Annotated in this window: 22 protein-coding genes, 3 pseudogenes and 1 riboswitch; of the genes and pseudogenes, 11 read left to right on the top strand and 14 right to left on the bottom strand. The window is 44.0% G+C overall.

Annotated elements, in window-relative coordinates; all coding sequences use genetic code 11:
• Window positions 1-287 precede the first annotated feature (287 nt).
• The 3 genes from Psch_RS14320 to istA all read right to left on the bottom strand — a co-directional run bounded on the left by Psch_RS14320 (window position 288) and on the right by istA (window position 3703).
• Window positions 288-884: a DUF6338 family protein gene (locus tag Psch_RS14320; protein WP_190258569.1), complete on the bottom strand. Its 597-nt coding sequence runs from the start codon at window positions 882-884 to the stop codon at window positions 288-290.
• 540 nt (window positions 885-1424) lie between these two features.
• Window positions 1425-2171: an IS21-like element helper ATPase IstB gene (gene istB, locus Psch_RS14325; RefSeq protein ID WP_134220419.1), complete on the bottom strand. Its 747-nt coding sequence runs from the start codon at window positions 2169-2171 to the stop codon at window positions 1425-1427.
• A complete protein-coding gene (istA, locus tag Psch_RS14330) occupies window positions 2165-3703 on the bottom strand; it encodes an IS21 family transposase (protein ID WP_134220420.1) in 1539 nt (512 codons plus the stop codon). Before istA ends, istB begins: the two co-directional genes overlap by 7 nt.
• Before the next feature lie 1072 nt (window positions 3704-4775).
• On the opposite strand from istA, the pseudogene Psch_RS14335 reads away from it, so the two are divergent.
• From Psch_RS14335 to Psch_RS14345, 3 genes and pseudogenes are all read left to right on the top strand, one after another.
• Window positions 4776-5120 (top strand): annotated as a pseudogene (locus Psch_RS14335) (type II toxin-antitoxin system HicB family antitoxin); the annotation flags it as partial.
• Between the two features lie 65 nt (window positions 5121-5185).
• A pseudogene (locus Psch_RS21455) lies at window positions 5186-5320 on the top strand (type II toxin-antitoxin system HicA family toxin); the annotation flags it as partial.
• A 63-nt stretch (window positions 5321-5383) separates the two neighbouring features.
• Window positions 5384-5794, top strand: a complete 411-nt coding sequence (locus Psch_RS14345) for a type II toxin-antitoxin system HicB family antitoxin (RefSeq protein WP_190258570.1) — start codon at window positions 5384-5386, stop codon at window positions 5792-5794.
• Window positions 5795-6208: 414 nt separating this feature from the next.
• On the opposite strand, the gene Psch_RS14350 is transcribed toward Psch_RS14345, so the two are convergent.
• Both Psch_RS14350 and Psch_RS14355 read right to left on the bottom strand, forming a co-directional pair.
• Window positions 6209-6535: a hypothetical protein gene (locus tag Psch_RS14350; RefSeq protein WP_190258571.1), complete on the bottom strand. Its 327-nt coding sequence runs from the start codon at window positions 6533-6535 to the stop codon at window positions 6209-6211.
• Between the two features lie 154 nt (window positions 6536-6689).
• On the bottom strand, window positions 6690-6866 hold the full coding sequence (locus tag Psch_RS14355; RefSeq protein WP_190258572.1) for a hypothetical protein: 177 nt from the start codon (window positions 6864-6866) through the stop codon (window positions 6690-6692).
• 114 nt (window positions 6867-6980) lie between these two features.
• On the opposite strand from Psch_RS14355, the gene Psch_RS14360 reads away from it, so the two are divergent.
• The 4 genes from Psch_RS14360 to Psch_RS14370 all read left to right on the top strand — a co-directional run bounded on the left by Psch_RS14360 (window position 6981) and on the right by Psch_RS14370 (window position 9674).
• The gene (locus tag Psch_RS14360) at window positions 6981-7919 is read left to right on the top strand and encodes a copper amine oxidase N-terminal domain-containing protein (RefSeq protein ID WP_190258573.1); all 939 of its coding nucleotides are present in this window, start codon (window positions 6981-6983) and stop codon (window positions 7917-7919) included.
• A 250-nt stretch (window positions 7920-8169) separates the two neighbouring features.
• Window positions 8170-8253, top strand: coding sequence for a putative holin-like toxin (locus Psch_RS21710; protein ID WP_427910111.1), 84 nt, complete (start codon window positions 8170-8172; stop codon window positions 8251-8253).
• Window positions 8254-8945: 692 nt separating this feature from the next.
• On the top strand, window positions 8946-9329 hold the full coding sequence (locus Psch_RS14365; RefSeq protein ID WP_190258574.1) for a GNAT family N-acetyltransferase: 384 nt from the start codon (window positions 8946-8948) through the stop codon (window positions 9327-9329).
• Window positions 9330-9557: 228 nt separating this feature from the next.
• Window positions 9558-9674, top strand: a complete 117-nt coding sequence (locus tag Psch_RS14370; RefSeq protein WP_345789095.1) for a toxin-antitoxin system HicB family antitoxin — start codon at window positions 9558-9560, stop codon at window positions 9672-9674.
• Between the two features lie 132 nt (window positions 9675-9806).
• On the opposite strand, the gene Psch_RS14375 is transcribed toward Psch_RS14370, so the two are convergent.
• The 6 genes from Psch_RS14375 to Psch_RS14400 all read right to left on the bottom strand — a co-directional run bounded on the left by Psch_RS14375 (window position 9807) and on the right by Psch_RS14400 (window position 13951).
• Complete coding sequence (locus Psch_RS14375; protein WP_190258575.1) at window positions 9807-10214, bottom strand: hypothetical protein; 408 nt, start codon at window positions 10212-10214, stop codon at window positions 9807-9809.
• A gap of 325 nt (window positions 10215-10539) precedes the next feature.
• A complete protein-coding gene (locus Psch_RS14380; protein WP_190258576.1) occupies window positions 10540-12168 on the bottom strand; it encodes an ATP-binding protein in 1629 nt (542 codons plus the stop codon).
• A 62-nt stretch (window positions 12169-12230) separates the two neighbouring features.
• Window positions 12231-12362: a cyclic lactone autoinducer peptide gene (locus tag Psch_RS14385; RefSeq protein WP_190258577.1), complete on the bottom strand. Its 132-nt coding sequence runs from the start codon at window positions 12360-12362 to the stop codon at window positions 12231-12233.
• Complete coding sequence (locus Psch_RS14390; RefSeq protein WP_190258578.1) at window positions 12346-13002, bottom strand: accessory gene regulator ArgB-like protein; 657 nt, start codon at window positions 13000-13002, stop codon at window positions 12346-12348. The genes Psch_RS14385 and Psch_RS14390 overlap by 17 nt, the downstream gene beginning before the upstream one ends.
• Window positions 12999-13466, bottom strand: a complete 468-nt coding sequence (locus Psch_RS14395) for a hypothetical protein (RefSeq protein ID WP_190258579.1) — start codon at window positions 13464-13466, stop codon at window positions 12999-13001. Before Psch_RS14395 ends, Psch_RS14390 begins: the two co-directional genes overlap by 4 nt.
• A 320-nt stretch (window positions 13467-13786) precedes the next feature.
• Window positions 13787-13951 (bottom strand): hypothetical protein, encoded by a 165-nt coding sequence (locus tag Psch_RS14400; RefSeq protein WP_190258580.1) that lies wholly within the window; start codon window positions 13949-13951, stop codon window positions 13787-13789.
• Between the two features lie 312 nt (window positions 13952-14263).
• Window positions 14264-14383: riboswitch (molybdenum cofactor riboswitch) on the top strand.
• Window positions 14384-14457: 74 nt separating this feature from the next.
• Here Psch_RS14400 and Psch_RS14405 point away from each other — a divergent pair.
• The 3 genes from Psch_RS14405 (at window position 14458) to Psch_RS14415 (ending at window position 17835) form a co-directional block, all read left to right on the top strand.
• The gene (locus tag Psch_RS14405) at window positions 14458-15879 is read left to right on the top strand and encodes an aldehyde dehydrogenase family protein (protein WP_243124129.1); all 1422 of its coding nucleotides are present in this window, start codon (window positions 14458-14460) and stop codon (window positions 15877-15879) included.
• Between the two features lie 204 nt (window positions 15880-16083).
• Window positions 16084-16581 (top strand): cation:proton antiporter regulatory subunit, encoded by a 498-nt coding sequence (locus tag Psch_RS14410; RefSeq protein WP_190258582.1) that lies wholly within the window; start codon window positions 16084-16086, stop codon window positions 16579-16581.
• A 3-nt stretch (window positions 16582-16584) separates the two neighbouring features.
• Entirely contained in the window at window positions 16585-17835 is a 1251-nt protein-coding gene (locus tag Psch_RS14415; RefSeq protein ID WP_190258583.1) for a cation:proton antiporter, read from the top strand.
• Between the two features lie 93 nt (window positions 17836-17928).
• Here Psch_RS14415 and Psch_RS21715 read toward each other — a convergent pair.
• Window positions 17929-18189, bottom strand: a pseudogene (locus Psch_RS21715) (acyl CoA:acetate/3-ketoacid CoA transferase); the annotation flags it as partial.
• An 85-nt stretch (window positions 18190-18274) separates the two neighbouring features.
• Between Psch_RS21715 and Psch_RS14425 the strand changes: the two are divergent.
• Window positions 18275-19834 (top strand): malonate decarboxylase subunit alpha, encoded by a 1560-nt coding sequence (locus Psch_RS14425; protein WP_190258585.1) that lies wholly within the window; start codon window positions 18275-18277, stop codon window positions 19832-19834.
• Window positions 19835-19962: 128 nt separating this feature from the next.
• Here Psch_RS14425 and Psch_RS14430 read toward each other — a convergent pair whose 3' ends face one another.
• Both Psch_RS14430 and Psch_RS14435 read right to left on the bottom strand, forming a co-directional pair.
• Window positions 19963-21582 (bottom strand): FAD-binding oxidoreductase, encoded by a 1620-nt coding sequence (locus Psch_RS14430; protein WP_190258586.1) that lies wholly within the window; start codon window positions 21580-21582, stop codon window positions 19963-19965.
• Window positions 21583-21596: 14 nt separating this feature from the next.
• Window positions 21597-22925, bottom strand: coding sequence for a (Fe-S)-binding protein (locus Psch_RS14435; protein WP_190258587.1), 1329 nt, complete (start codon window positions 22923-22925; stop codon window positions 21597-21599).
• Window positions 22926-22930 lie beyond the last annotated feature (5 nt).

Below are 22930 nucleotides of genomic sequence, written 5' to 3' on the forward strand. Positions count from 1 at the left end.
ATTTGAGGTGTATCCAGGCTGTTTACTGGTCTTCTAGGCGTGCCTAGAAGACCAGTAACAATTGACATCTATTCACATTTTATTACAAGAAAAAAGAGCCCTGAGGCTCAAATACATGAAATTATTATTTATTTACTTGGTGGTTTAGGAGTGCTAGGCCGAGCCCCTCTTGATGAGTTCTTGTCAATATTTGGTGGTAACGGTCTAGGTGTTGTAGGTTTTTGACCTCGCCCTTCTTGTATAGGTTTGGGATTATTTTTATCTGCCAGTTTAAACGCCTCCTTCTATTAATCTAGAAATTCTATTATTTTTATTTGTTTTCCATTTACATATACACCTGGGCCTTTAACCTCCCTCTCGTCACCTTCTTTTTCAGTAATAGACACATCAGCAAGAAACATTTCATTATTGTTAGGATCGTCAGAATAATAATCTGCCCAACCAATTAATACAGTTCCATCGTTTAAAGTTACTCTTAACCACTTTTTGGGGTTACTTACAAAAACGTCGTACCAAACACTGATACGGGATGATTTTTTAGTTATCTTTAAATACCTTAAAAGATTATATAAAATATCATAATTAATTACTAATGAAATAAATAACCCGAGCAATATGCTTAAAAAAACCAAATATAAAAGCATCATATTGCTTGTAATCTGTAAGGTATTATCTGTGTATATAACAGGAAAAATGCTAGATGAAAAAACAAAATTAAATAGTATATTAAGAATCAAGCTATAGGATAAGCTCTCAGTAATTCTTTCCATACTATCCTTTGGTCTATTCACTACTAAAGCGTCTCTTACTAAGGTAGTTAAAAAACCGGGAAGTAAAAAGACAATTATTTGGAGAACATTATTTAATCCATTAATAACAGCCAACCTCAATCACCTTTACATAACAAACTTAAATCCTACTCTAACATGAGAAAAGAGCCAAAGGCTCTTAGTAGCTATATTATTTACTTAATTACTTGTTTCATGTTATCAGGTAAAAACATAGTAAGGCTCCTAAAAGAAGTACGTTCAGCTAATTCTGCTACAGTGTGAAATTTCAAAAATGTGTTTTGTATATCTTCAACAGAGCTTGGTGAGATAGCTGTATATTCCGCTAAGAAAAAACACCTAGACCGCCGAAGTTGAACACTAAGACCGTTTAAATTGAACAATCATTCCGTAGTGGCTGTACATTGATAACTAAAGGATCACATGGTATACTCAAACTGCTTTTACTTTTAAGCAGGATAGGGCAACACTGAGGAGTGACCCGAGCGGCTTAAGAGTTTTGCGGGGAGAGTGATGCCGGTGAGCGTCGCTCTTTTTTTGTTAAAAGCAACATAACATCACTCTCTTTGGAAAACTAAGCGATAAACCTCGGGAGTTTGAGGGCAGAGCCCTCAATAGCCGTAAGGCTGTTTTGAATTATCTGTTGGCAATACCCTTGCGCTCCCGCATAGAGTTTTTACCGTCGATAAAAATGGTGTAGGAATCATGCACAATGCGATCTGAAATGGCATCGGCCAGTGTCGGTTCGCCAATTTTATGATACCAACCGCCGATCTCAAACTGGGAACAGAATATGGTAGAAGCTTTTTTGTAACGAGATTCTACGATCTCAAGCAGATCGCGGGCTTCGCTTTCCTTGAGCGGAAACAGAAGCCATTCATCCAAAATGAGCAGCTTTACCTGTTTGTAAGCTTTGATGACCTTGCGGTATGTCCCCTCACCGCGTGCAATGGCCAATTCACCCAGCAGATCGGGAAGCCGTACATATTTAACCGTGTAAAAGTTTCGGCTGGCAGCCATGCCAAAAGCATTTGAGAGGTAGGTTTTTCCGCTACCCGTGGCTCCAAGGATTATGATGTTATGGGCTTCTTGGATGTAGTTACAGCTAGCCAAGCGGATGATTTGAGCTTTGTCGAGTTTGCGATCGTCATGATACTCAATGTTCTCAATACAAGCGTCATTGAAGGCAAAACCCGCGTTTTTGATCAAGCGCGACAGCCGATTGTTTTTACGGGCTGCCCATTCGGCATCGATCAGCAGACCGAAGCGTTCTTCAAAAGCCATGTCAGACAAGTTTGCGTTTTTGAGCTGTTCCCGGAATGCTGCAGCCATGACACTAAGCTTCATTTCGTGAAGCTTGGCTACGGTTGAATCGTTTAGCATTTTCCATCCCTCCTGCTGTAGTAATCGGCTCCTCGTGTGAGTCCAAACTCAGAGGAGGAATGGCCCGGGGTTTCTTTCGGCAGCTTGTCCTGACCGGATTTTAAGATGGCCTGAACGCTCTTCAAGCTAGGCTGTACAGTGTAGGACAATGCTTTGGTGCAGGCCGATTCAAGGCGCTCCACCGAATATTTGTCGGCCAGTTTCAAAAGAGCCATACAAGCCTTGTAGCCCTGCTGCTCGACTTTGTGACTTCCTAAAAACAGGTTAATGACAGCGCTTGTATTCTCACCGATTTTGGCTGCCCAGGATTTAAAGCGGTCGCCGTTCCAAGACACATATTTTTGATGATCTGGTGGCATATGGGCTTCCAGGGTGCTGTATTGATTGCTCCTACCATAGAGCCGGGGATGAGAACAAATGCGATTGCCTTGGAAGAAGACCTCAATCACATTGCGGGTAATCCTGACATCAACTTTCTGCTTGATGTATTCAAACGGCACCGAATACTTCTGGGTCTCCACACTGATATGGTAATTGTATTGAACAGTGGCAATCTTCCAGGTCGCCAATTCAAATGGCTTTAAGGGCAACGGCAGCAAGAAGGGTTTTTCCTCATCGAACAAGGTGGCTCTGCTCCCGTTCTTCTTCTGAAAAGGTTTCTCTAGAAAAACCATTAGCTTTTCCCGAATGGCAGCATTCAGCTCTCGTAACGATAAAAACTGCTGATTACGCAGAGCAGCGAGTATCCATGTTGAGATGATGCCGACCGATCCTTCTACCGTGGGTTTATCTTTGGGAGCCCTAACTCTGCATGGAATAACCGCTGTACCATAATGTTCAGCCATCTCCTGATAGGTCTTGTTAATAACTGCTTCGCCTTTCGTCACCTTCTCCACGCCGGTTTTTAAGTTGTCCGGTACCATAATGCGAGTGATTCCACCGAAGAAGCGATAGGCGTTGATATGGGCGGTAATCCAGCTCTCCTGATTTTGTGAAAGGAAGGCTTCCACATAGGCATAGCCGCTGTATGGCAGGGCAGCCACAAACACATAGGCTTGGATAATCTCTCCCGTGTCTGTGTCGATGATCCTGGCGGTTTGTCCCGCCGAGTCTACCTCCATGATTTCCCCAGGCTTACGGTGAATGTGCATGGTTGCCTTGGTGCTTTTCACATAGTCAGCGTAATATTTGTTGAACTGGGTCGACTTGTACGGTACTTGCCCGGATTCGCGACACTGGTCGCAGTATTCAAGCCATAACAGAGTTAAGGTCACACCGCTTTTCGCCATCTCACGATGGATGTAGTCGTAATTCGGCATTTTGTACGCGGGCTTAGCGCTCTCCGAAGAAAAAAGGCGCTGTGACAACTCCTTGTCGGACATTTCGGCCACTGTCTGCCAACTTAGCCCTTGATCCTTTGCTCTTTGAAGCACGTTAATAACCGTGGTTCGAGAGCATCCGCATCCAGACGCAATGCGGCTGTTGTTGATTCCGAGGCTATGTAGCCGCAGAATCTCTTTGTAACTGGTCATCTCTATGACCCTCCTTGAATTTATTTGCACCTTTCAGATGCATAAATTCAATTTAGCAGAAAGGTCATATCCGGTGTTCAACTTTGCCGGAAAGGGTGTCCAGTTTCAAACGGAGACACTGTTCAATCTCAGCGGTCAAACTGTTCAGTTTGACCCGGCATATTCAATAGCAGAATAATATAATTGTGTTAATTCAGTAGCAACATCTAAAGTATTTCTTTGGATTGGTGTTGGTTTAACCTTGATTTCCTCAGACACGCTTTTCACCTCCCTTTTATCTTTGCTATTCGACAAGATGGTTTTTTATCCTTGACAAAAATACTGACATATTGCGACATAATATTTATGCTGGTTGCGAAGGATTTGTAGGCGATAACTCTTCATTTAAAAAAGATATTCTTCCTGGATTATAAAATAACAATAGCCAAGGGAAAAGGGACTCCCCTTGGCTATGCCCCACGCTTTTTTACCCCAACATACCCTGCAGACTCCTTTTGGGCTCAAAAGATGGTATCTTCTGAGTTATCCAAAAGGTTGGTCACTAAGGGTCCCTTCCCTAGTTTCTTGAGGTAGACTATTACTTTGGCTGCTGTGGCCCGGCCAAATCAACCCCCGTCGCTAACAGTCAGAGGGGCTTACTAACCTTCCCGGATTGGGTCCGTTTTACGCCCGTCGGCGGAGAGGGGGCGAGTTCTCTCAATGCGCCCTCTTTGGGTTAGCTAGTATTGCTTGTCCTCCCTTGAGGTACAGGGGGAATTCAAAAATTGGGCCAAAAAGACCAACTCCTATCTCCCCCAAAAGGGTTGTTAATACAATTATATAAATTTATCCCAGCGTTTTCAACAAAATTCCCCAAGATTCAATAGCCAGTTTTATGTTAAGCTCGAACTAGTTAGCGCCTCATCCTCAAGCTCTGCCAAGATTTTTCCGCACCAGTAAACATTCATCCGAAGAAGGCTATAAAAAAGTTCAGTGTGCTTCTGTTCGTTCAGTTCGTTATGTTTTGATAATTCTTCTTCTGTTTGCGGCTCATAGTTACCTGCCCGTATAATATCCTCCTTATAAAGTAGTCCTCTACCCTGCCGAAGAAGGCGGCTATGCCATCGAAATCCCGGAACTTCCCGTATGCATCAGCCAGGGGCAAACCTTGGAAGAGGCATATGAAATGATACAAGACGCGAAAAGAGGCTGGCTTGATATTGCCCTGCAAGATGGAGAAACAATCCCCGAGCCAACCAGGGCGGAAGAATACTCTGGCAAGTTTAATATTCGTATGCCCAGGTCCCTCCACCGGACACTTGTCGAAAAAGCCAAAGAAGAAAACGTCAGCCTCAATCAATATATTAACTACCAGCTTGCTCGCGGGGTTGGACATCCTTTCAACACTGTCAAAAGTAAAAATAATATAAAATCATAAAAATAGATAAGACCTAGCAGGCACCTTTAAGGTGCCTTTTTAAAAGCTACTCATCCAGAGAGATTATACAAATACTACTAAAAGACGGCTGGTACCATATCGAAACGATAGGCGACCATCACCAGTTTAAGCACCCCACCAAAAAAGGCAAGGTGACGGTAACCCATCTCGTGAAAGACGTTCCCATCAAGACCGCAAAAAGTATATACAAGCGGGAATTTCCATCAAGTAATTCTCACCTAATAATATTTGGAGGAGAAAAAATGTTTAAAGACAGGTATGTTTATCCAGCAATCTTTGACTATGCCGATGACGGCATATCTATTGAGTTTCCGGACCTGCCAGGCTGCTTGCCTTGTGCTCAAGATACAGAAGAGGCTCTTAAAAATGCTAAAGAAGCGCTTGGCCTGCATCTCTATGGAATGGAACGGGATAAAGATATGATCCCCGAGCCAACGCCGGTCAACAAACTAAAGGCTAAGAAAAACCAGGTAGTGGTTCTTGTTGAGATTTGGATGCCTACTATTAGAGATGCAATTGAGAATCGATCGGTTAAGAAAACTCTTACTATCCCCAAGTGGCTTAACGACCTGGCCGAGGAAAACAAAGTCAATTTCTCGCACGTTCTCCAGGATGCCTTAAAAAACCATCTCGGCGTTAAAGCTTATAAGTAAGAATGAACGATGAAAAAACTAAATTACTACCTGAACCTAAGCTATGAGATAAAAATAAGAAAGCTTTCCGAACTCAATAATTTGGCTGGCCCTTTAACAGTTAGTTTTATTATAGTTACTATTGACTTCTAGCTCCTTTTCGCACCTCAACCTTGCCCTGGAAAAATGTTTTTACTCATTATATGATAATTCAATAATTACCTCGTCACCCTCACTGGCAAAATATTAACTACACTTAGAGTAATAGAAACCTTTAGAGCAATGAATAATTCTATCGTAAAATTTGAGAAAGATAATGACAAAGTTTTTTTAAATGTGACAATAGATTAAGTTAGACAGTAAAAAAACTGAAATGTTTTGATGGTTTATTTTTTATTCCCCAAAAAGCCCCGCTTAAGAGCGAGGCCTTCACTATTATTTTACGGTTGATACTTTTAAACCAGCCTTTATTAGATCGCTTAAGGTATCAGCATTACCATTTGTCACCAGCATTAGCCTATATGGTGGTTTTGTTTCCACACCTTTAATAATAAACTCTGTATTAAGAATCTTAATTCTAACAGGAGTTTCTTGAGACGATTTGTTATATTCCTCTGCAATTTTTTCTACTAGGAGCGGTTCTACTTTGAGGGTCATTTCATAACCCGAAAGTGTTGCTTTTGATGTAACGCCCATAAAACCCATGGGAAGGAAACTATCTAGTTCCAGCTGTTGCAACTCCTCATTTGTTAGGATAATCATTCATTGCCCTTCTTCCTATTTATTGATACATTGTAGTATATACCGTTTAGGTATATACTGTCTATAAGATACACTCAGTAGAACAAACACAAAAAAAGCCGCCTACCCCGAGAGGTAAGCGGCTTTCGTATGTCTGCGGATTTAGTTTGTCCAATTATTCAATCGGTTCTGGGGCAACGGTTGAGGCAGATGTGTCTACGGCAGCCGTTACGTCGGTGGTCGTAGTAATTACGATGCTGCTGACCAGATCTCCTGCCCCCTGAATAGCCTTCTCCTTCTCCCTTTCAAACCGTATCAACAAAGGCTTGTAGATGTGTCTAAGTTGCTCCAATAATCCCACCACCTATAAAAATAGCCGTCCTGCTACGGCGGCAAATAAGCAGATTATTTTCTTGTTTATCACCCCCTCTCCTGGTAAAATATAGACAAAAAGGAGGTTTTGCCTATGCGAAAACTTGTCGTAGCGTTGGCGGTTACGGTGATGGTGCTGGGTTGGGCTGGGGTAGCTGGGGCATATTGGACTGACTTAATCTACCAAATTACGCCTTTTAACCCCTTGGGAGCAGAAAGCACTGCTGAAATTAATCACACTTATATAGACCTATCAAATGTATCTAACAACTCAGTGATTGCTCATACCTACCTTGGAGCCGCCCAATCGCTCACGATAGACAGTTTTAGTGTTCAGGAACAAACGTATATGGAAGCCAAGGACAAGATAACAAGATATGTTTTTGAATTGACTAATCGTTACCGCCCGGATACAGATTTAGCGTTAAGCGGTGGTGATTATTTACCCACAGTCCATGTTTATACTTATGGTGCCATGAAAGATGAGGCTATGTGGGCTATTGTTAATGGCTTGCCGGACTGCTTGAATAATCCTCCTGTTGGCCGCAATGATAATAACGGCGAAGATGGTAACGGTTCTTGGATTGATGAATATTCTCCAGCTCAGATAGGGTCAACCATAGCCGCCAGCATCTTTACAATTAACAGCAAGACTTATACTACCCCTGACGGATCTATTGTCACTATGGACGTAACTCCAGAAATTATTGGCAATAAGGCATATGTTCCAGTGCGATTCTTGGCGTATTCTCTCGGCGTTCCGGAAGAAGGTGTCCAGTGGGACGGTGCAACAAGAACAGTCACTATCACTAAAGATGATACAACTATTAGTCTGACTATCGGTAGCAACATCGAAATCGTAAACGGTGAACCTGTACAGATGGATGTCGCTCCCTATATTAAAGATGTTGAAACGGGCGGCAGAACCATGCTCCCCGCCCACTGGGTTGCTGAGCCGCTTGGGGGTAAAGCGTTATGGAATGAAGTCACTCAGCAAGTGACGATTAAGCTTCTTCAGGAGCAGGGTCAATAGACCCTGCTCCTTCTTTTATAGAATCTTTTTCAGCATAGGGCGTAATATGAATAATCCATTGCTCCAATCCCCCCCACCTCCGGCAACAAAATAGCCGCCCGATAAGCGGTAAAACAAAAAACACCCTCGGGTGAGAGTGCTTTATAATGACCTGTTAATTTTTTACCTAATTATTTCCTCTTATGTTATAATAATTTTACAACAGAAAGGCTCAGGGCGGTCGGCATTCCCTCCGGAAGGAGGTGGTGCCATGGAAGTATATCAAACGTTAACACTAATGATCTCCTTTGGAGCATTGGTGGTTTTGATACTTTCTTTCCATAATAGGAAATAGACCGCCCCATCGCAAAGGTTAGCGGTCTATTCCGTCTACCTTAAAGCCGACCGCCCATAAAGCGGCTGTTGTGAGGAACCATGCTACCAACATGGTTCCTCTTTTAATTTTACACATTTTCTAAATTCAGTATACCACACTTTGCAACATATTGTTACTAAGTTTCAAATCATCATAGGCAGCTATTTGCAACGTATTGTTACGCTCCAACCTTGTGGCTGTCTGGCCCGCCTTCCCAGGGAGTTCAGGCCAGAGGTTTCCCACCTTGCGGCGGAGGCTTGGCGAGCGTTACCGCGCTGCACGAAGTTCTCTGCGGCACTTCTCGCCTATAGGACGCCGAATCGACCTACATCTATTTAAACATTTATTAACATAAATTTCAAGCGCTCTCCTCCAACCGCTTCAATGTACACCAGGGGATGAGCGCATCCTTGGTAAGGATGCGCTCATCGGCACTTCCTTTTTCAGCTATAAACATTTATATAATATTGTCGATTTTTTCGGCGCCCGTCATAACCTTATTGAGCCTATTTAATACCGCTTTTGCAGCACTGGAGCGACCCTGGTTGTACTCCAGGAACAATTTTGACCAATTATGTGCTGCGGTCCGGCCCATCACCTCACCTTCTTCTATCAGTTCTTAAATCACTTTTATAATGATATAATTAACAAAAAACTGGAGGTATTTACATATGCACATAAGAGAAACAAAAAGAGAAAGACGTGCTGATGGTAATATCTTGGTAACAATAGTTTGTTATAATGATTGTGAATATGAAATGGGATATTTAAAATATACTAAACCTAACCCTGAGTCTAGTATTGAAGTAAATCTGCAGGAGATTATTGTTGTTGAACCTAGGCGTCATGGTTTAGGTACATTCCTGATTAACTACTTAAAAGAGATAACTAGAACAAGGCATAATTCTGTTCCGATAATTGTTCCCAATATATCATCTCTTGAATATTTTGATGAATGTGAGGAACTTGAAGGAATTATAAAATTTTACGAAAACAATGGCTTTACTGTAAGAAGATTATCTAATAGTGAAGCTGAAGGTGTATACCGTTTTTGATTTTTCATCTGCTCCAAAATTAGTTAGATAACCAATAAACCTTTAGAATAATCCATTAAATTCCATCCTTCTGTAACTCATTCCTGACCTGGTTCGGGTTTAACTTGTGCTTGCGGGCATAGGTCGATATGGTCGCATAATCATCCTAACAAAACTCCTTGAATAGTTTTCCAGTTGTGTTTTGCAGTCCGACCCATTGCCTCCACCTTCTTACAAAAAAATTAGTTAATCCCATTTCACCGCACTTTAGTCGCTAAGGCCAAAGAGGAGAACGTCAGCCTCAATCAATACATTAACTACCAATTGGCCCGCAGTGTCGGGCATCCGGTTAAACCGGTTAAGTAAGCAGGAGAGCCATAAAGGGTCGCCTTTATTTTTTGCAAAACAAAGGGGCTGTAACAAGGTTCTACAGGATGCTCTAAAAGAGAGACTAGGTGTATAGCACAGGCACAATGGATGTCGGTTGTGCTTCAACCTCTACCTCGCTTTACTACTGAATTTTTTGTAGAACTTCTTAGTCAAATAGAGTGTTGCTTTTATCGCCAAAAACACGCTAAGTATAGCTATAAACCCCCATAGTCCTGAAACGATGTCGGCAAATTCCATGGCGCCTCTTCCGGTTATTTTTTGCTCAATTTCCAATCCAAACACGACCACTATCAGGACCGTACAAGTATAAATGAAAGAAATAACTGAGATACTCCATCTGGTAACATACCTGAAAATTAGATCAGATAGTACAAAGATTGCTGTGCCAATAATCCCAACAAACCAGAAATGAAGGTCTTTATCTGTTAAACCGAAGCCCAGGAATCTAAAAATGTTTACTATAAAATCATGCAAGTAATTTATGACGTTAACCAAAATCAATAAAGCTTTTTCCAAGTTTAGCGCACCCCGTAGAATTTATTTTAAGTTGGTAATACTACATTATACTATACCTGCCTTTTTGGATATGAAAATTTAGCAAAATTGCCGCCTTCCCGGCGGCAAAATTATTTCACCTGAATAGTAGCTTACCTGGGCGTATATCCTGGAGGTATCTAGAGCTTTGAGTGACCAAGATTGCCCTGGATATACTCCAGCGGAGCGCCCCAATTGAGTAGGTGTATTGCGTAGGATGCCGGTTCTGGGGAGCTCCCTGTAACCGGCGTGATCATAGCTCCAGATTATGTAAAGAAAGCTCGAGCGAGAAATACGAAAACTGCGGCTAATCAGCTTCACAGGAGTCTTTAAACCTGACAAAAAATTGCGTACCGTCAGGACTTGTCTTAAATTCAATCCTGGAATTATGACGTTCAGCAATGCTGTAACAAACAGCCAACCCTAGACCTGTGCCGGTTTCCTTTGTGGTATAAAACGGTGTTCCTATTTTTGGCAGTATATCATCCGGGATCCCTTTACCCTGATCCTGAACTGCTAAAACAACTTCCCCCGCGTCCTGGTAAGTTTTTATCGTAATTGTACCCCGGTGTTCCATAGCCTCCATCCCGTTGCGCACAAGGTTAAAGATGATTTGCTTTATTTCTTTTTCATCAAGAGACATATCCGGAATTTCAGCCAGCTCGAAGACAACGTTATAGTCGCTTTTAGTAGCATCGGCTTGCAGTAAAGGAGCAATCGAACTAATAATACTATTAAGGTTATTCATCTTTTTTTCTATCGCCTTATTTTTAGCCAGAGATAAAAACTCGGTTATAATCGAATTAGCCCGATCCAGTTCATTCATCATCAGTGTGAAATATTCTTTGTCCGCAGAGTAAAGTTCTTTTTTCCCAAGCAGCTGTAAAAATCCCCTTACCGTTGTCATTGGGTTCCTGACCTCGTGGCCTATTGCCGCAGCCATTTCACCCACCAGGTTTAATCTGTCCAAACGGGCCATCTCAAGTTGCAAGCCCTTCTTTTCTGTAATATCTTCTGATATCTTAAGGAAATTGGTTGTCATACCATCGGCGTTTTTAAAAGCAGTAAAATAAGTATGCTCCCAGAATGAATCGGAGTTCTTTTTCTTGATAAGCAGTTCACCGCTCCATTCTTTCCCTTCCCGTACTTCTTCATATATCTGCTCATAAAATTCAGCGGGCTCACTTCCCAGGCGGCTTATATTTAAACCGGTTATATCTTCACTTGCATATCCGGTAACCCGGGTAAACTGCGGATTGACAAATTCAATATTTCCATCTGTATCCGTTAATACAATTATCGCCGGGCTCTGTTCCACAATGCGGGATAATTTAAAGGTCTGTTCCTCCGCAAACTTACGCCTTTCAATTTCTCCCTGTAATTCGTCCAAATTTTCCTGCAGCCGCTTCCGGCTCTCCGCTTCAAGATTGGTGATGCTGCCGATAAACCAGCCCATCAAAAACATTACGCTGATGAGAATAAGATTTTGTTCAAATGCCTTTATAACGGGTTCGTGATAGAACAACATGCTGCTCAACGTCAGGAAGGCGGAACCCAAAAAAGCAATGAACAGGCCGCCGTTTTTGCCCAGTACGGTGGCAGCCACAATAACAGGCAGCAGTATTGCCACCTGTTTGCTGTATGGGTCGTGCGGGAATTGCAGCAAGACAAATGCGGTAACGAGAATGGGAAAAATAACATAAGCTATTTTGATATATAGAATTTTCTTTTGATTTAACAATCTTTCCAAAAACTTATACAAAAAAGCTGCCACAACACCTATTGTTCCTGTAATAAGAGCAAAATAAAGATTTAAAATAGAGCTAAAGCTTTTGCCTAAAGAAAAGGAAATAAAAAAAATCAATATGCAGGCCATCTGAACCCCGATAATATATTCAAAAATTTCCCACTCCCTGGTTTTTTTGATATCCGTCATGTAACTATTACCCCTTTAACAGATATCATAAAAAGAGGTGGCTGCCCACCCCTTTTTATGTATTATTTTCTGAGAGATTCAGGGACTTCAGGCTGGTATTGGCCAAAACCACAAGCGCTGGCGGAAGCTATCCCGGCGAGGAATGTCATCACCGTTACCGCCAAAAGAAACAGCTTATTAGCCAAACCCTTCATTTTTTTCACCTCCTTGTCTCAAAATAAAGGTGCGGTCAATAAAATTCATCAATTGATGTCCAGGCCCGGTCAACATAAAACTGACCCAGATGAGACAAAAAGCGAGGCTTGCCTGTACCACTTTGGCGTGTTCCCAGACACTGTCGCGCAATATGATCGTGATTGCTGCAGCCAGCAAAAAAACCAACAGGGAGTATATTTTAAGTTTTTTCCGTCTGACCGGTGAAACAATCGGCGCGGCGGGGTTGTCAACCGGAGCTAATTTAATGATCGCGGTAAAACCTATTAATAATGCAAGTAAAGCGATGATATCAAGACCAATTTGACTGTATTTGGGAAAAAACATAGCGCCCAAAGACATTAAGGTAGTCGACAATATTGTAATGAAAGCGCACCGCCAGGGAGAGTCGGAGTGCGCGCCGCCGGCGGTGTGCCGGAATAAAAATAAAGTGGCCAGGATGGCAATAGTGGCCGGTAAAATCCCCAGCAAAAAGCCGATCAGCAATATAGCGGAGAGGTTTAGCGAGTTGATGATGATGATGTCGGTGGCATAGGCCAGGACCATTTCTTTTTCCTGGGAAGCGCCGGTTTTCGCGCGCAAGTAGCTTGCCAAGCGCCTGCTGACGGCCATGTAACTCATACTCTCCACATACCCTCCCTGGGTCTTTTAAACTTCGCGTACAAGATCGCGAGCAGAATTATAACTACATTCTGCGGGAAGCCAATCATTTTCCACAGAACCCAATTCGTGTCCGGCAGGGTGCTTATATTTAAATCTAAAAAGTGTGAAAATATGATGTTGTTTAATGATTCAACTGTCGCTACTATTGCTTCAGTGACAAAAGAAGCAATAAATACACTTGATAATTTTGATCTGGTTGCTTTGCACAATAGAACAACCATGGAAAGGATTAAGAACGCCGTGTGCACCCCAAAAGACGCGCCGGCTGTCCTAATTAGATATATGGCTATACAAATGATAGTTGCTGTGGGTATAACAAGCAGCCACCTGATCGGGACCCTTAAAATAGCTAACACTAAGGCAAATGTGCCAGTCATTTCGGGGATGCCCTGCAGCAGAAACCAAACAAATTTTGTGTCCATGGGTCTGCCTCACTCACAAGACGTCTTACTTATTGTTTCGACAAAAAGCTGATATCACCTAGCAATATAACTTAAAATATTCAGACACATTTCGATAAATCTCGACATTATTCCGGGGACCATACACTCCTCATGAGTTGACTGGTTTCTATACGTCTCTTTGGATTGTCCATACCATATTTCTATAAAAATAAAAAAAACCGGATTGGTTCATCCGGATCCCTAACAAAACACATTGTTTCATGGTGGAAATATCCGCCGGGGGATATTGGTTATCCCGCTCAGCCAGATGGAAAACCCCTCCATAGAGGGGGCAAAGTTTATTGTTTTTCCTCACTTGCTAATATTTTTATTGCCTCTGTTTCTTCAACTGTTTTAAGGCATTTTTTCAATTGATCGGTCTCAATTTCTCCGCAAATTATCACAACAATACTATCTTCGATTTCTATGCGGCAGTTGTATTCTTTTTCCTTCCCAATTACCACCGGTATATGCTCCCTCCTTTTTTTGAAATGAATTCCTGACTACCCTTGTCTTAAAATATACTATGACATACGATTGTAATTCATTAATAATTCCAAGAAAAAAGCTCCGGCCACAGAACCTGGAATAATAACCATAAAGCACAAAAAGCCCCGCTCCGGAGAGCGAGGCGATATCCCGCGAAAAAACCGTCTCAAATGGCGGGCCTAAGTTTACTACAGTCGGTCAGAACCAAAACAAGGGCGGTAGAAGGTAAAAGTTTACAGCATAAATGTTTTGACAGAATAAAGGTTTTATTCAATATGCATAGAATTTACTTTTTGTTACTCCGAGTCCGGAGACCTAAGGTATGAAGCGCTATGGTCCCGGACCGATAGGGTTTGCTTGGAAACGGGCAAGCCTCCCGTGTGGAAAGGAGCATGTTTTTTTTGCTATGCTTTTTTACCGCACGTGCGTGCGGTTTTTGTTTTTGCAAGAAAAATTTCAAACTTGTTGGAGGATTGGGATAGTGGTTCAAGAAGTCTGTTTATTTATCAATGGAAACTGGATGACTACCAGGCAGAAGGAAAAAGTAATAAACAAGGCAACCGGTAAAGCTATAGCTGAGTTTTTTTTAGCCGGACCGGCGGAAGTTGATGCTGCTGTTGCCGCTGCGCTGGAAGCGTCCAGGACGAAGAAGTTATCTCCTTACAGTCGCTTTGAGATACTCAAAAAAGCAAGCGAACTATTAATGGACCGGCAAAGCGAACTGGCCTCCATAATTTCTCAGGAGGTTGGGAAAAACATTAAAGAGGCAATGGGAGAAGTTGCCCGCGCTTCCCAGACGCTATTGATTTCCGCAGAAGAAAGCAAACGGATCAAAGGAGAAATCGTTCCTATCGCCGGTTCTCCCGGCAATGAAAACCGCCGGGCATGGACCATACGCGTCCCCCGGGGGGTGGTCTGCGCCATTACACCCTTTAATTTTCCACTCAACCTTACCTGTCATAAAATTGGCCCGGCCATCGCAGCTGGAAATACTGTCGTTTATAAGCCGGCCAGTGCAACTCCCATCATCGGGGCCAAATTGTGCGAGATCATGGCGGAGGCCGGCTTGCCTGCAGGCTGCTTAAATATGGTTATGGGGCCTGGCGCTTTGGTCGGCGACGCCCTGGCCAGAGACAAGCGTATTGCTTACTATAGTTTTACAGGAAGTTCTGAGGTGGGGATAAAGCTTAAGACTTCAGTTGGCTTAAGGCCTATTTCCCTGGAACTTGGCGCCAACTCACCCACGATAGTGCATAGTGACGCGGATATAAACGCAGCGGCTGAGGCCTGTGTCCGTTTTGCCTTTGCCAACGCGGGGCAGGTATGTATATCCGTGCAGCGGGTATATGTTCACCGCCCGGTTTATGATGCGTTTTGCAGGCGGGCTGTCTCCCTGACCGGGACCTTAAAAGTCGGCGATCCTTTGGAGCCAGCCAACGATTTAGGTTCCATGATCAGTGAAAATGAATCAGCAAGGGCTGAGGAATGGATTCATGAAGCCGTTGCCGGAGGCGCCGAGATATTGATTGGCGGCCGCCGCCGCGGACCGTTCCTGGAACCTACCATATTAACCAATGTTCTTCCTGAAATGAAGTGCGTTTGTAATGAGATTTTTGCCCCCGTTTTCTGCATTATTGCCTATGATACAATTGATGAAGCCATCGCTTTAGCCAATGATTCCCGTTATGGACTGCAAGCGGGTGTGTTTACTAATTCCCTTGAGATTGCATGCCGTTGCGCTGAAGGACTGGAAGCCGGCGGGGTAATTATAAATGATGTTTCTACCTTCCGTACAGACCTTATGCCCTATGGCGGCTGGAAGGAAAGCGGCACAGGTAAAGAGGGGCCTCGTTATGCAATAGAGGAGATGACTGAAGAAAAAGTCGTTGTGATAAAACTCTAGTGCCGGCATCAGCAAGAATATACCCAACCGTCCCAGAACTACCCGGCCAAAGTGCCGGGGTTTTGCTTCTTATAATATTTCTTTATGATTACTTCACCAGTACATGACAAAATATACAATACAAGTGCTTCAGCTATAGTTTTATTGTATAATTTAAATAAGACAAAATAAGAATAAAATACAATTATACCAATGGGGGATAGTATGGATTTAATTCGAGAGTCAGACCTTCCCGGAATCGGACGAAAGTTTCAAATCAATACACGCAGTGGAGATAAGCTCGTTGTTGTTATTCACGATGACGGAAGGCGTGAAATCTATCATTTTGATAACGATGACCCCGAAGAAAGCATATCAATGGTTACACTTGATGATGCCGAGGCCCGCCGTGTGGCAGGTATTATCGGCGGCATGTCCTATATGCCGAGGGATTTGGAATCGGTTGATGTGTGTTTTGATGAAATGTTTATTGAATGGTACAAAGTTGAGCCGGGCGCCAAATCGGCTGGTATGACGATCGGCGATTTGGGCATTCGCAAAAGAACAGGCGCCACTATTATTGCTATTGTGAAACGTGACCAGATCAAAATAATCAATCCCGGGCCGGAGCAAATAATCAGGGAAGGGGCAACCCTGGTGATATTGGGCGAGAGGGCAAAGGTAAAAGCCTGTAAACACTTAATCCAGCACGGGAGTCTTTAGGTAGTGGAGCAGCATTTGCTCTTTGAAGTTGGGCTGGCCCTGGGCATTATTGCGTTTGCCGGCCTATTATCCTCCCGCTTGCGGTTTTCAATTGTACCGTTGTTAATACTGGCCGGGATGCTTGTTGGACCACAAACGCCACATTTTGGGGTTCTTGATTTTCGCTTCATAGATAGTGCTCCATTAATTGAATTCCTGGGACGTTTGGGTATACTCTTTCTTTTGTTTCACCTGGGACTCGAGTTCTCCGTCGGAAGGCTGGTAAAGGCGGGCCGTTCCATTATTCGGGGTGGAATTATTTACATGGCAATCAACCTGACCCTCGGATTGCTGTTGCCCTTTTTACTGGGATGGCCGTTTAAGGAAATCTTAATCGTGGCAGGGATTACAACAATCTCGTCAAGCGCCATCGTTGCCAAAATGATTGTTGACTTAAAGCGTACGGTTAGGCCGGAGACAGAAATGATCCTTGGCCTTATGATGTTTCAGGATGTTTTTGTAGCTGTTTATCTTTCTGTTGTATCAGGCCTTGTCTTAACTGGGGCAACGTCTACCATGAATGTATTGGCTTCAGCAGGACTGGCGCTGGGATTTATTATTGGAATTGTCTTCCTGGGACGTAAGCTTCTCTCACAGTTAAACAGATTATTAAATATTCCCTCTGATGAAGTATTTATGCTGGTGTTGTTTGCAATTCTTGTAATCATTGCCGGGTTCTCGGAAACCATCCATGTTGCAGAAGCTATCGGGGCCTTGTTGGTGGGTCTGGTACTTGGTGAGACTGAGCACCGGGAACGGATTGATAAGCTTGTGGTTCCCTTTCGAGACTTATTTGGGGCAATATTTTTCTTTAGTTTTGGGCTCAGCATCGATCCCCTTGCTCTTGGTGGGGCTGTCTTGCCTGCTTTAGCGGCTGTTGGCTTGACATTAACCGGCAACTTTGCCTCCGGGATGATCGCCGGCCGTATGTCTGGATATTCCCATATGGCCTCTACCAATGTAGGCTTGACCATAACATCGCGTGGTGAGTTCTCCATTATTTTAGCAAAACTCGCCATGGCCGGAGGTCTGTTGCCTATCCTGCAACCTTTTGCGGCTCTTTATGTCCTTATTTTAGCAGTGCTGGGACCTTTGTTGACCAAGGAATCCAGGTGGATCTACATCAGCCTGAGTCGAATATTCAGATGGCCCGCATTAAAAGACAAAGAAAAACCAAAGCAAAAACAAAAGAAAGCAGTCGCAGAAAGTTACTGACAAATAAAGAGAAACTCTTATATATTTAAGTCCAGTTGGAGGCGCACTGCCCGTCGCGCACAGAAAGGACGACTGAATCGTCGTCCTTTCTCCTTAGCTGGTCTTTTGGTTGATTATTTCTTTTAATTGACCCCATTCAGGTTGAAATATTCCCTCCGGCATCAGCTTCAAATCAGGTGATAGAACCGGTTTGATATCCATGTGGGCCAAAACGTCTTTTTCCAGATCGCTGCCGGGCGCAATCTCGATTAGGGTCATGCCTTCCTTTTCAAGTTTAAATACAGCCCGTTCTGTAATATACATGGCAGGCTTGTTAATACTTTGCGCGTACTTCCCGCTGAAGGCAATCTGCTCACAAGCTACTATAGTCCATATTAAGATGTGTAATAATAGTACAAAAAATGGTACAATAAAACCGAAAATGTAAAGGGGTGATAATATGGCTCAAATAATAACTTCAAAAGAAGCTGCAAATCTGATTAATGACGGGGATGTAATAGTTACAGGAGTCGATGGTCTTACCGGATGGCCTCAGGAAATCGTGGATGCTATAGAGGAACGTTTTTTACGTGAAGGACATCCAAAGAACATTACCTCTATCAGAGCATCTGGAGGAGGTAATTTTACTTCACCGACTGCAGAATCTCAATATTTGCATGAAGGAATGATGACGAAAAGTATTTCATCATTCGTGAGTGTATGTCCGGATCTTGCAAAGAAAATAACTGATAATAAAATTATGGGCTGGATGCTGCCGCTAGGAGTTTTTTATCAGATGTACCGGGAGATCGGCAGAGGCATGAATGGCGCCATGTCAAAGGTTGGACTTGGCACATTTATGGATCCGAGAAATGACGGCGGTAAATTAAATCAACTTACAATAGATAAAGGTGAAGATCTCGTTAAATATGTTCCTGATTTTATGGGTGAAGAATACCTTTACTATACGCTTCCCAAATTAAATATAGGTCTCATGCGAGCTACGACGGCTGATAAACACGGAAATATAAGCTGTGAAAAGGAGCCTATAAATATTGGACTACTTTCACAAGCACAGGCGGTAAAAGCAAACGGTGGAATAGTAATATGTCAGGTAGAAAAAATAGTCGAAGTCAATCAAATACATCCTCGAATGGTCAAGGTTCCGGGTATATATATTGATTATATTGTGGTTGCGGAAAAGCCTGACGAAATTATGCAGAACTGGATTAGAAGCAATAAAGATGGATATAATCCAGCATTCACAGGTGAAGCAATTGCCGAATTGGAAGAAATTAAGCCAATGCCGTTAAACGATGTGAAAGTTATGTGCAGAAGAGCTATAAAGGAATTTAAACCTGGATACGTAATAAATTTCGGAATTGGCATGCCAACATCTATCCCAAATGTCCTGAATGAAATGGGGCAAAGCGATATGGTTACAATGATTACCGAAACAGGATGCATAGGAGGAGTCCCTGCCTTGGGAAAGGATTTCGGATGCAGCTGGAATGTAGAAGCTTTATGTGATCATGGTGATCATTTCAGCTTATTTGACGGAGGAAACCTCGACGCGGGAATTTTTGGATTGAGCGAGGTCGATGAAAAAGGTAATGTAAACACGAGTCATCTAAATGGAAAAATTGGCGGGGTAGGCGGATTTGCTAATATTTCTTTGTCATCAAAGCATTTGATCTTTATAGGCACATTTACAGCCGTTGGGATAGAAACCAAAATTGAAAATGGCAAAGTGATAATTGTAAAAGAAGGGAAATTCAAAAAGTTTATCAAAAAATGTGATAAGACAACTTTTGTTGCTGAGGAATCGCTGAAAAAAGGCAACGATATTGTATTTATTACAGAAAGATGCGTAATAAGACGAGATAAAAGAGGCATGGTTCTTGAAGAGGTTGCTCCGGGTATAGATATTCAAACACAGATACTTGACCAGTGTGAGTTTAAATTAATAATACCTGACGGCGGTCCTAAACTGATGGATCCTGAACTATTCAAGGAATAGCGTTAGGTCTTTGGTCTGACTAGCAGGAATATTGATTTCAAATTTAGTTGATACGAGCATCCTGGGGGCCTTTTGCCGGCCCCCAGGCAATAACTGTAGTTACTTATCAAGTTGTCACTAATTGACTATTACTTTTTATTGGGCCATTCCTCGGGATATTTTGGTGTTTCCCAATCCTTAATTTCCATCATCCAGGGCGCCCGTTCTACGAACTCGTCGGTGCCGAGGGGAACCGGCGGGTGGCATACCCATAGCGGGTCAAGTTCCGCCTTGATTTTCAGCATCCACTCGTGGTAATTCGGTCCTAACTTGGGCCCGGTCAAATACAGGGGCTGGTGGGAACCCAGTAATGACGTGTAATATCCATGTTTGATATTCATCTTAGATGTTTCCACGTAGAATTGATCCACGGGGTGGGTATCCTCGCGCTGATCCCAATAAATCAGATACTCTGAGTAACCCATGTGGCCGCCTTCGCAAACCATGGTCCAGCCCGGGTCACCATGATCCGGCATCAGGGGCGGCGTATACTTTGCCTTCAATTCCGCGTAAGTTGGACCGTGGGTTTCAGCGTGGGGGATGGACTCCTGAATGTAGTCAACTGAAACATAAGATCCACACATGAGCCACATACCCGCCGAATCGGCGTTCTTGATCCATGACTCGTCTGAAGGCTTGGTGCGCCGTGGCTTGCCGCCCAATTCCTTAATAAAAATATCATTCAGTACGTTTTCTTGATATACCAGATCGTCTTCCGAGGTGAAACCGATAATCAATACACGTACCAGGTGGAAATTCTTAAGTGTTTCAGGCGACTCCTTATCCCATAATTCCCAAAACTCTTCCTTGTCTTCCGCCTTGGCAATTACACGCCAGAATACAGGTACCTTGGTAACCGCGCCGCCTACCATGGCCTTGCCTATTTCGTACATGGCCTTATTCTCTGCTTCTCTGCTGGGCACCTGGTAATTAATCCATTTGACCCGTTTCTCCGGCAGGGTCAACGCGGTACTGGGTGAAATTCCTTCCGGAACCAGCCTCTCTTCCTGGAAGGGCATGACCTTAACGGCCATTTTGGTAACTATGCCCAAACAACCCAGCACACCGGTGTAACCTCTCAAAATACCCCGCAGGTCGGGGCCAATCCCTTCACCCCAGAAACCATCATCACCTGCAGCCAACGAACCCAATTTGACCAGTTCCCCATCCGGCAGCACCAGCTCAAGCCCCAGGATCCGCCGCATCGGCAGGCTCACCCTCAAGCTTAATGGGGACCACCCGTCACTGATAAGGTTGGCTATGACCGAGCACTGGGCGCCGCCGCCGCCGACAACAGTGTAAGCGCCGCGCTTCATGCATTCCTCCTGGAAGGGTGAGAAAACGACACCCGGCTGGATGGTAGCATAAAAGTGAGCGTCATCGAACTCAAAGTCCTTCATCCTCTTCATGTCGATGATTAGCTCATTTTCCTCGTGGCAGTGGGAGCGTGGACCGTAGAACCCTGTTGAATACGGCACATAGGGCACCTTGTAACGGTTGCATATTTTCACTATTTTCTGCACGTCTTCTGTTGTCCTTGGCAGAATTACGGCGGCAGGCAACTTTGTCATTACCCGCTCATAGCCGGCTCCAGCTTCGTAGCCGCCAGCTCCGGACTTGTATGCGGCCATGATGACCGGATCATCAGAAAGATACTTTGCGCCAACGACAGTTTCCAGTGCTTGCAGCGCTTCTTTAACGATGGCCATATTCTAACCCTCCTTTATAACGAAGCCAGGATGACTTCAGATATATCCAGTACCTGCAGTTTTTCACCATTTGCTTTAGCGGCTTGCGAGAAATTGTTCTTGCAGAAAGGACAGGCTGCCACAAGAGCTTCCGCTCCTACTTCCCGTACTTCATCCAGACGTTCCCTGGCTGAGGAACCGGCCAAATCAGGGAAGGCCTCTTTAGTGCCGCGGCCTGCGCCACAGCAGAAGGCGTTTTCCCTTAAACGCGGCATTTCGATTAAATTAAGCCCCGGAATGGCCTTCAGGATATTCCTCGGCTGCGCATAAAGCCCTGACGTACCGCGCCGCCTGTGCAGCCTTGGTTCAATACAGCCCATCCAGCCCCGCTCGCCGGACCACGGGGTCCACGGGTCACAGAGCCTGCTGACGCCACAGGCGTCATGATAGGTAAGATTGAGATTGACACTCTTGGCCGGCTTCAAGCTGCCGCCGGCAAACGCCTCATCTGCAAACTCCAACAGGTGCGCGACTTTGAAGCCCAGGTCATCGGTAGAGATACCCAGCATCTTCGGATAATCCACTTTCCACATCCGGTAGCACTCAGCGCAGGAGGTGAGAAGGGTTTTGGCGTCGGCTGCCTTAACTGCTTCCACATTGCGCCTGGCAATTGCTGTGGCTTCGTCGATCATACCCACCGAGTACAGCGTATTGCCGCAGCACCACTCGTCCTGCAGCAAGCTGAAAGGAGTACCTGAGGCGTTAAGAATTTTGGCGGTCGCCTGACCGATCTCCGGATTTGTATAGGAAGCGGAGCAGCCGGCAAAATAAAGTACATCTGCTTTTTCGGCAACTTTGATATCCTTGGTAAGCCATTTGCCCCGGTTACCATGTGGAGAGCCAAACTGGTTATGGCTTTTCTCGATATTTTGCGCAATTTTTTTATGGGCGGGCATGGGACCGGCCCCATCCTTGACGGCCTTGACCCTCATTGCTTCAAGGGTTAATCCTATCTCCAGGTCGAGATTTCTCTTGCATCCCACGTCACAAGCGCCGCAAAGCGTGCAGGCGTAAAGGACCTCCAACAGCTTATCCGACCATGGCAGCTGCCCCTCATCCAGGGCAATACCGATTCTCATTTTGCCTGCGCAATTGTAGGCCTCAAAATCATTCCACACACCGCTTGGACACCTGGTGGTGAATTTCATACCCGGGCTATAGGTATGATCTACCCAATAACCGCCCTTGCATTTGATGCAGTGGTCCATATCGTATCTGAAGTTTTTCAGGTTTTTGACATCCAGGGCTACTTTTTCCTTTGGTGTATCATAGCGCTCTTTATTTAGTTCGTTAATTCTGGACATATTTT

This window comes from Pelotomaculum schinkii (assembly GCF_004369205.1).
GTDB lineage: Bacteria > Bacillota > Desulfotomaculia > Desulfotomaculales > Pelotomaculaceae > Pelotomaculum_C > Pelotomaculum_C schinkii.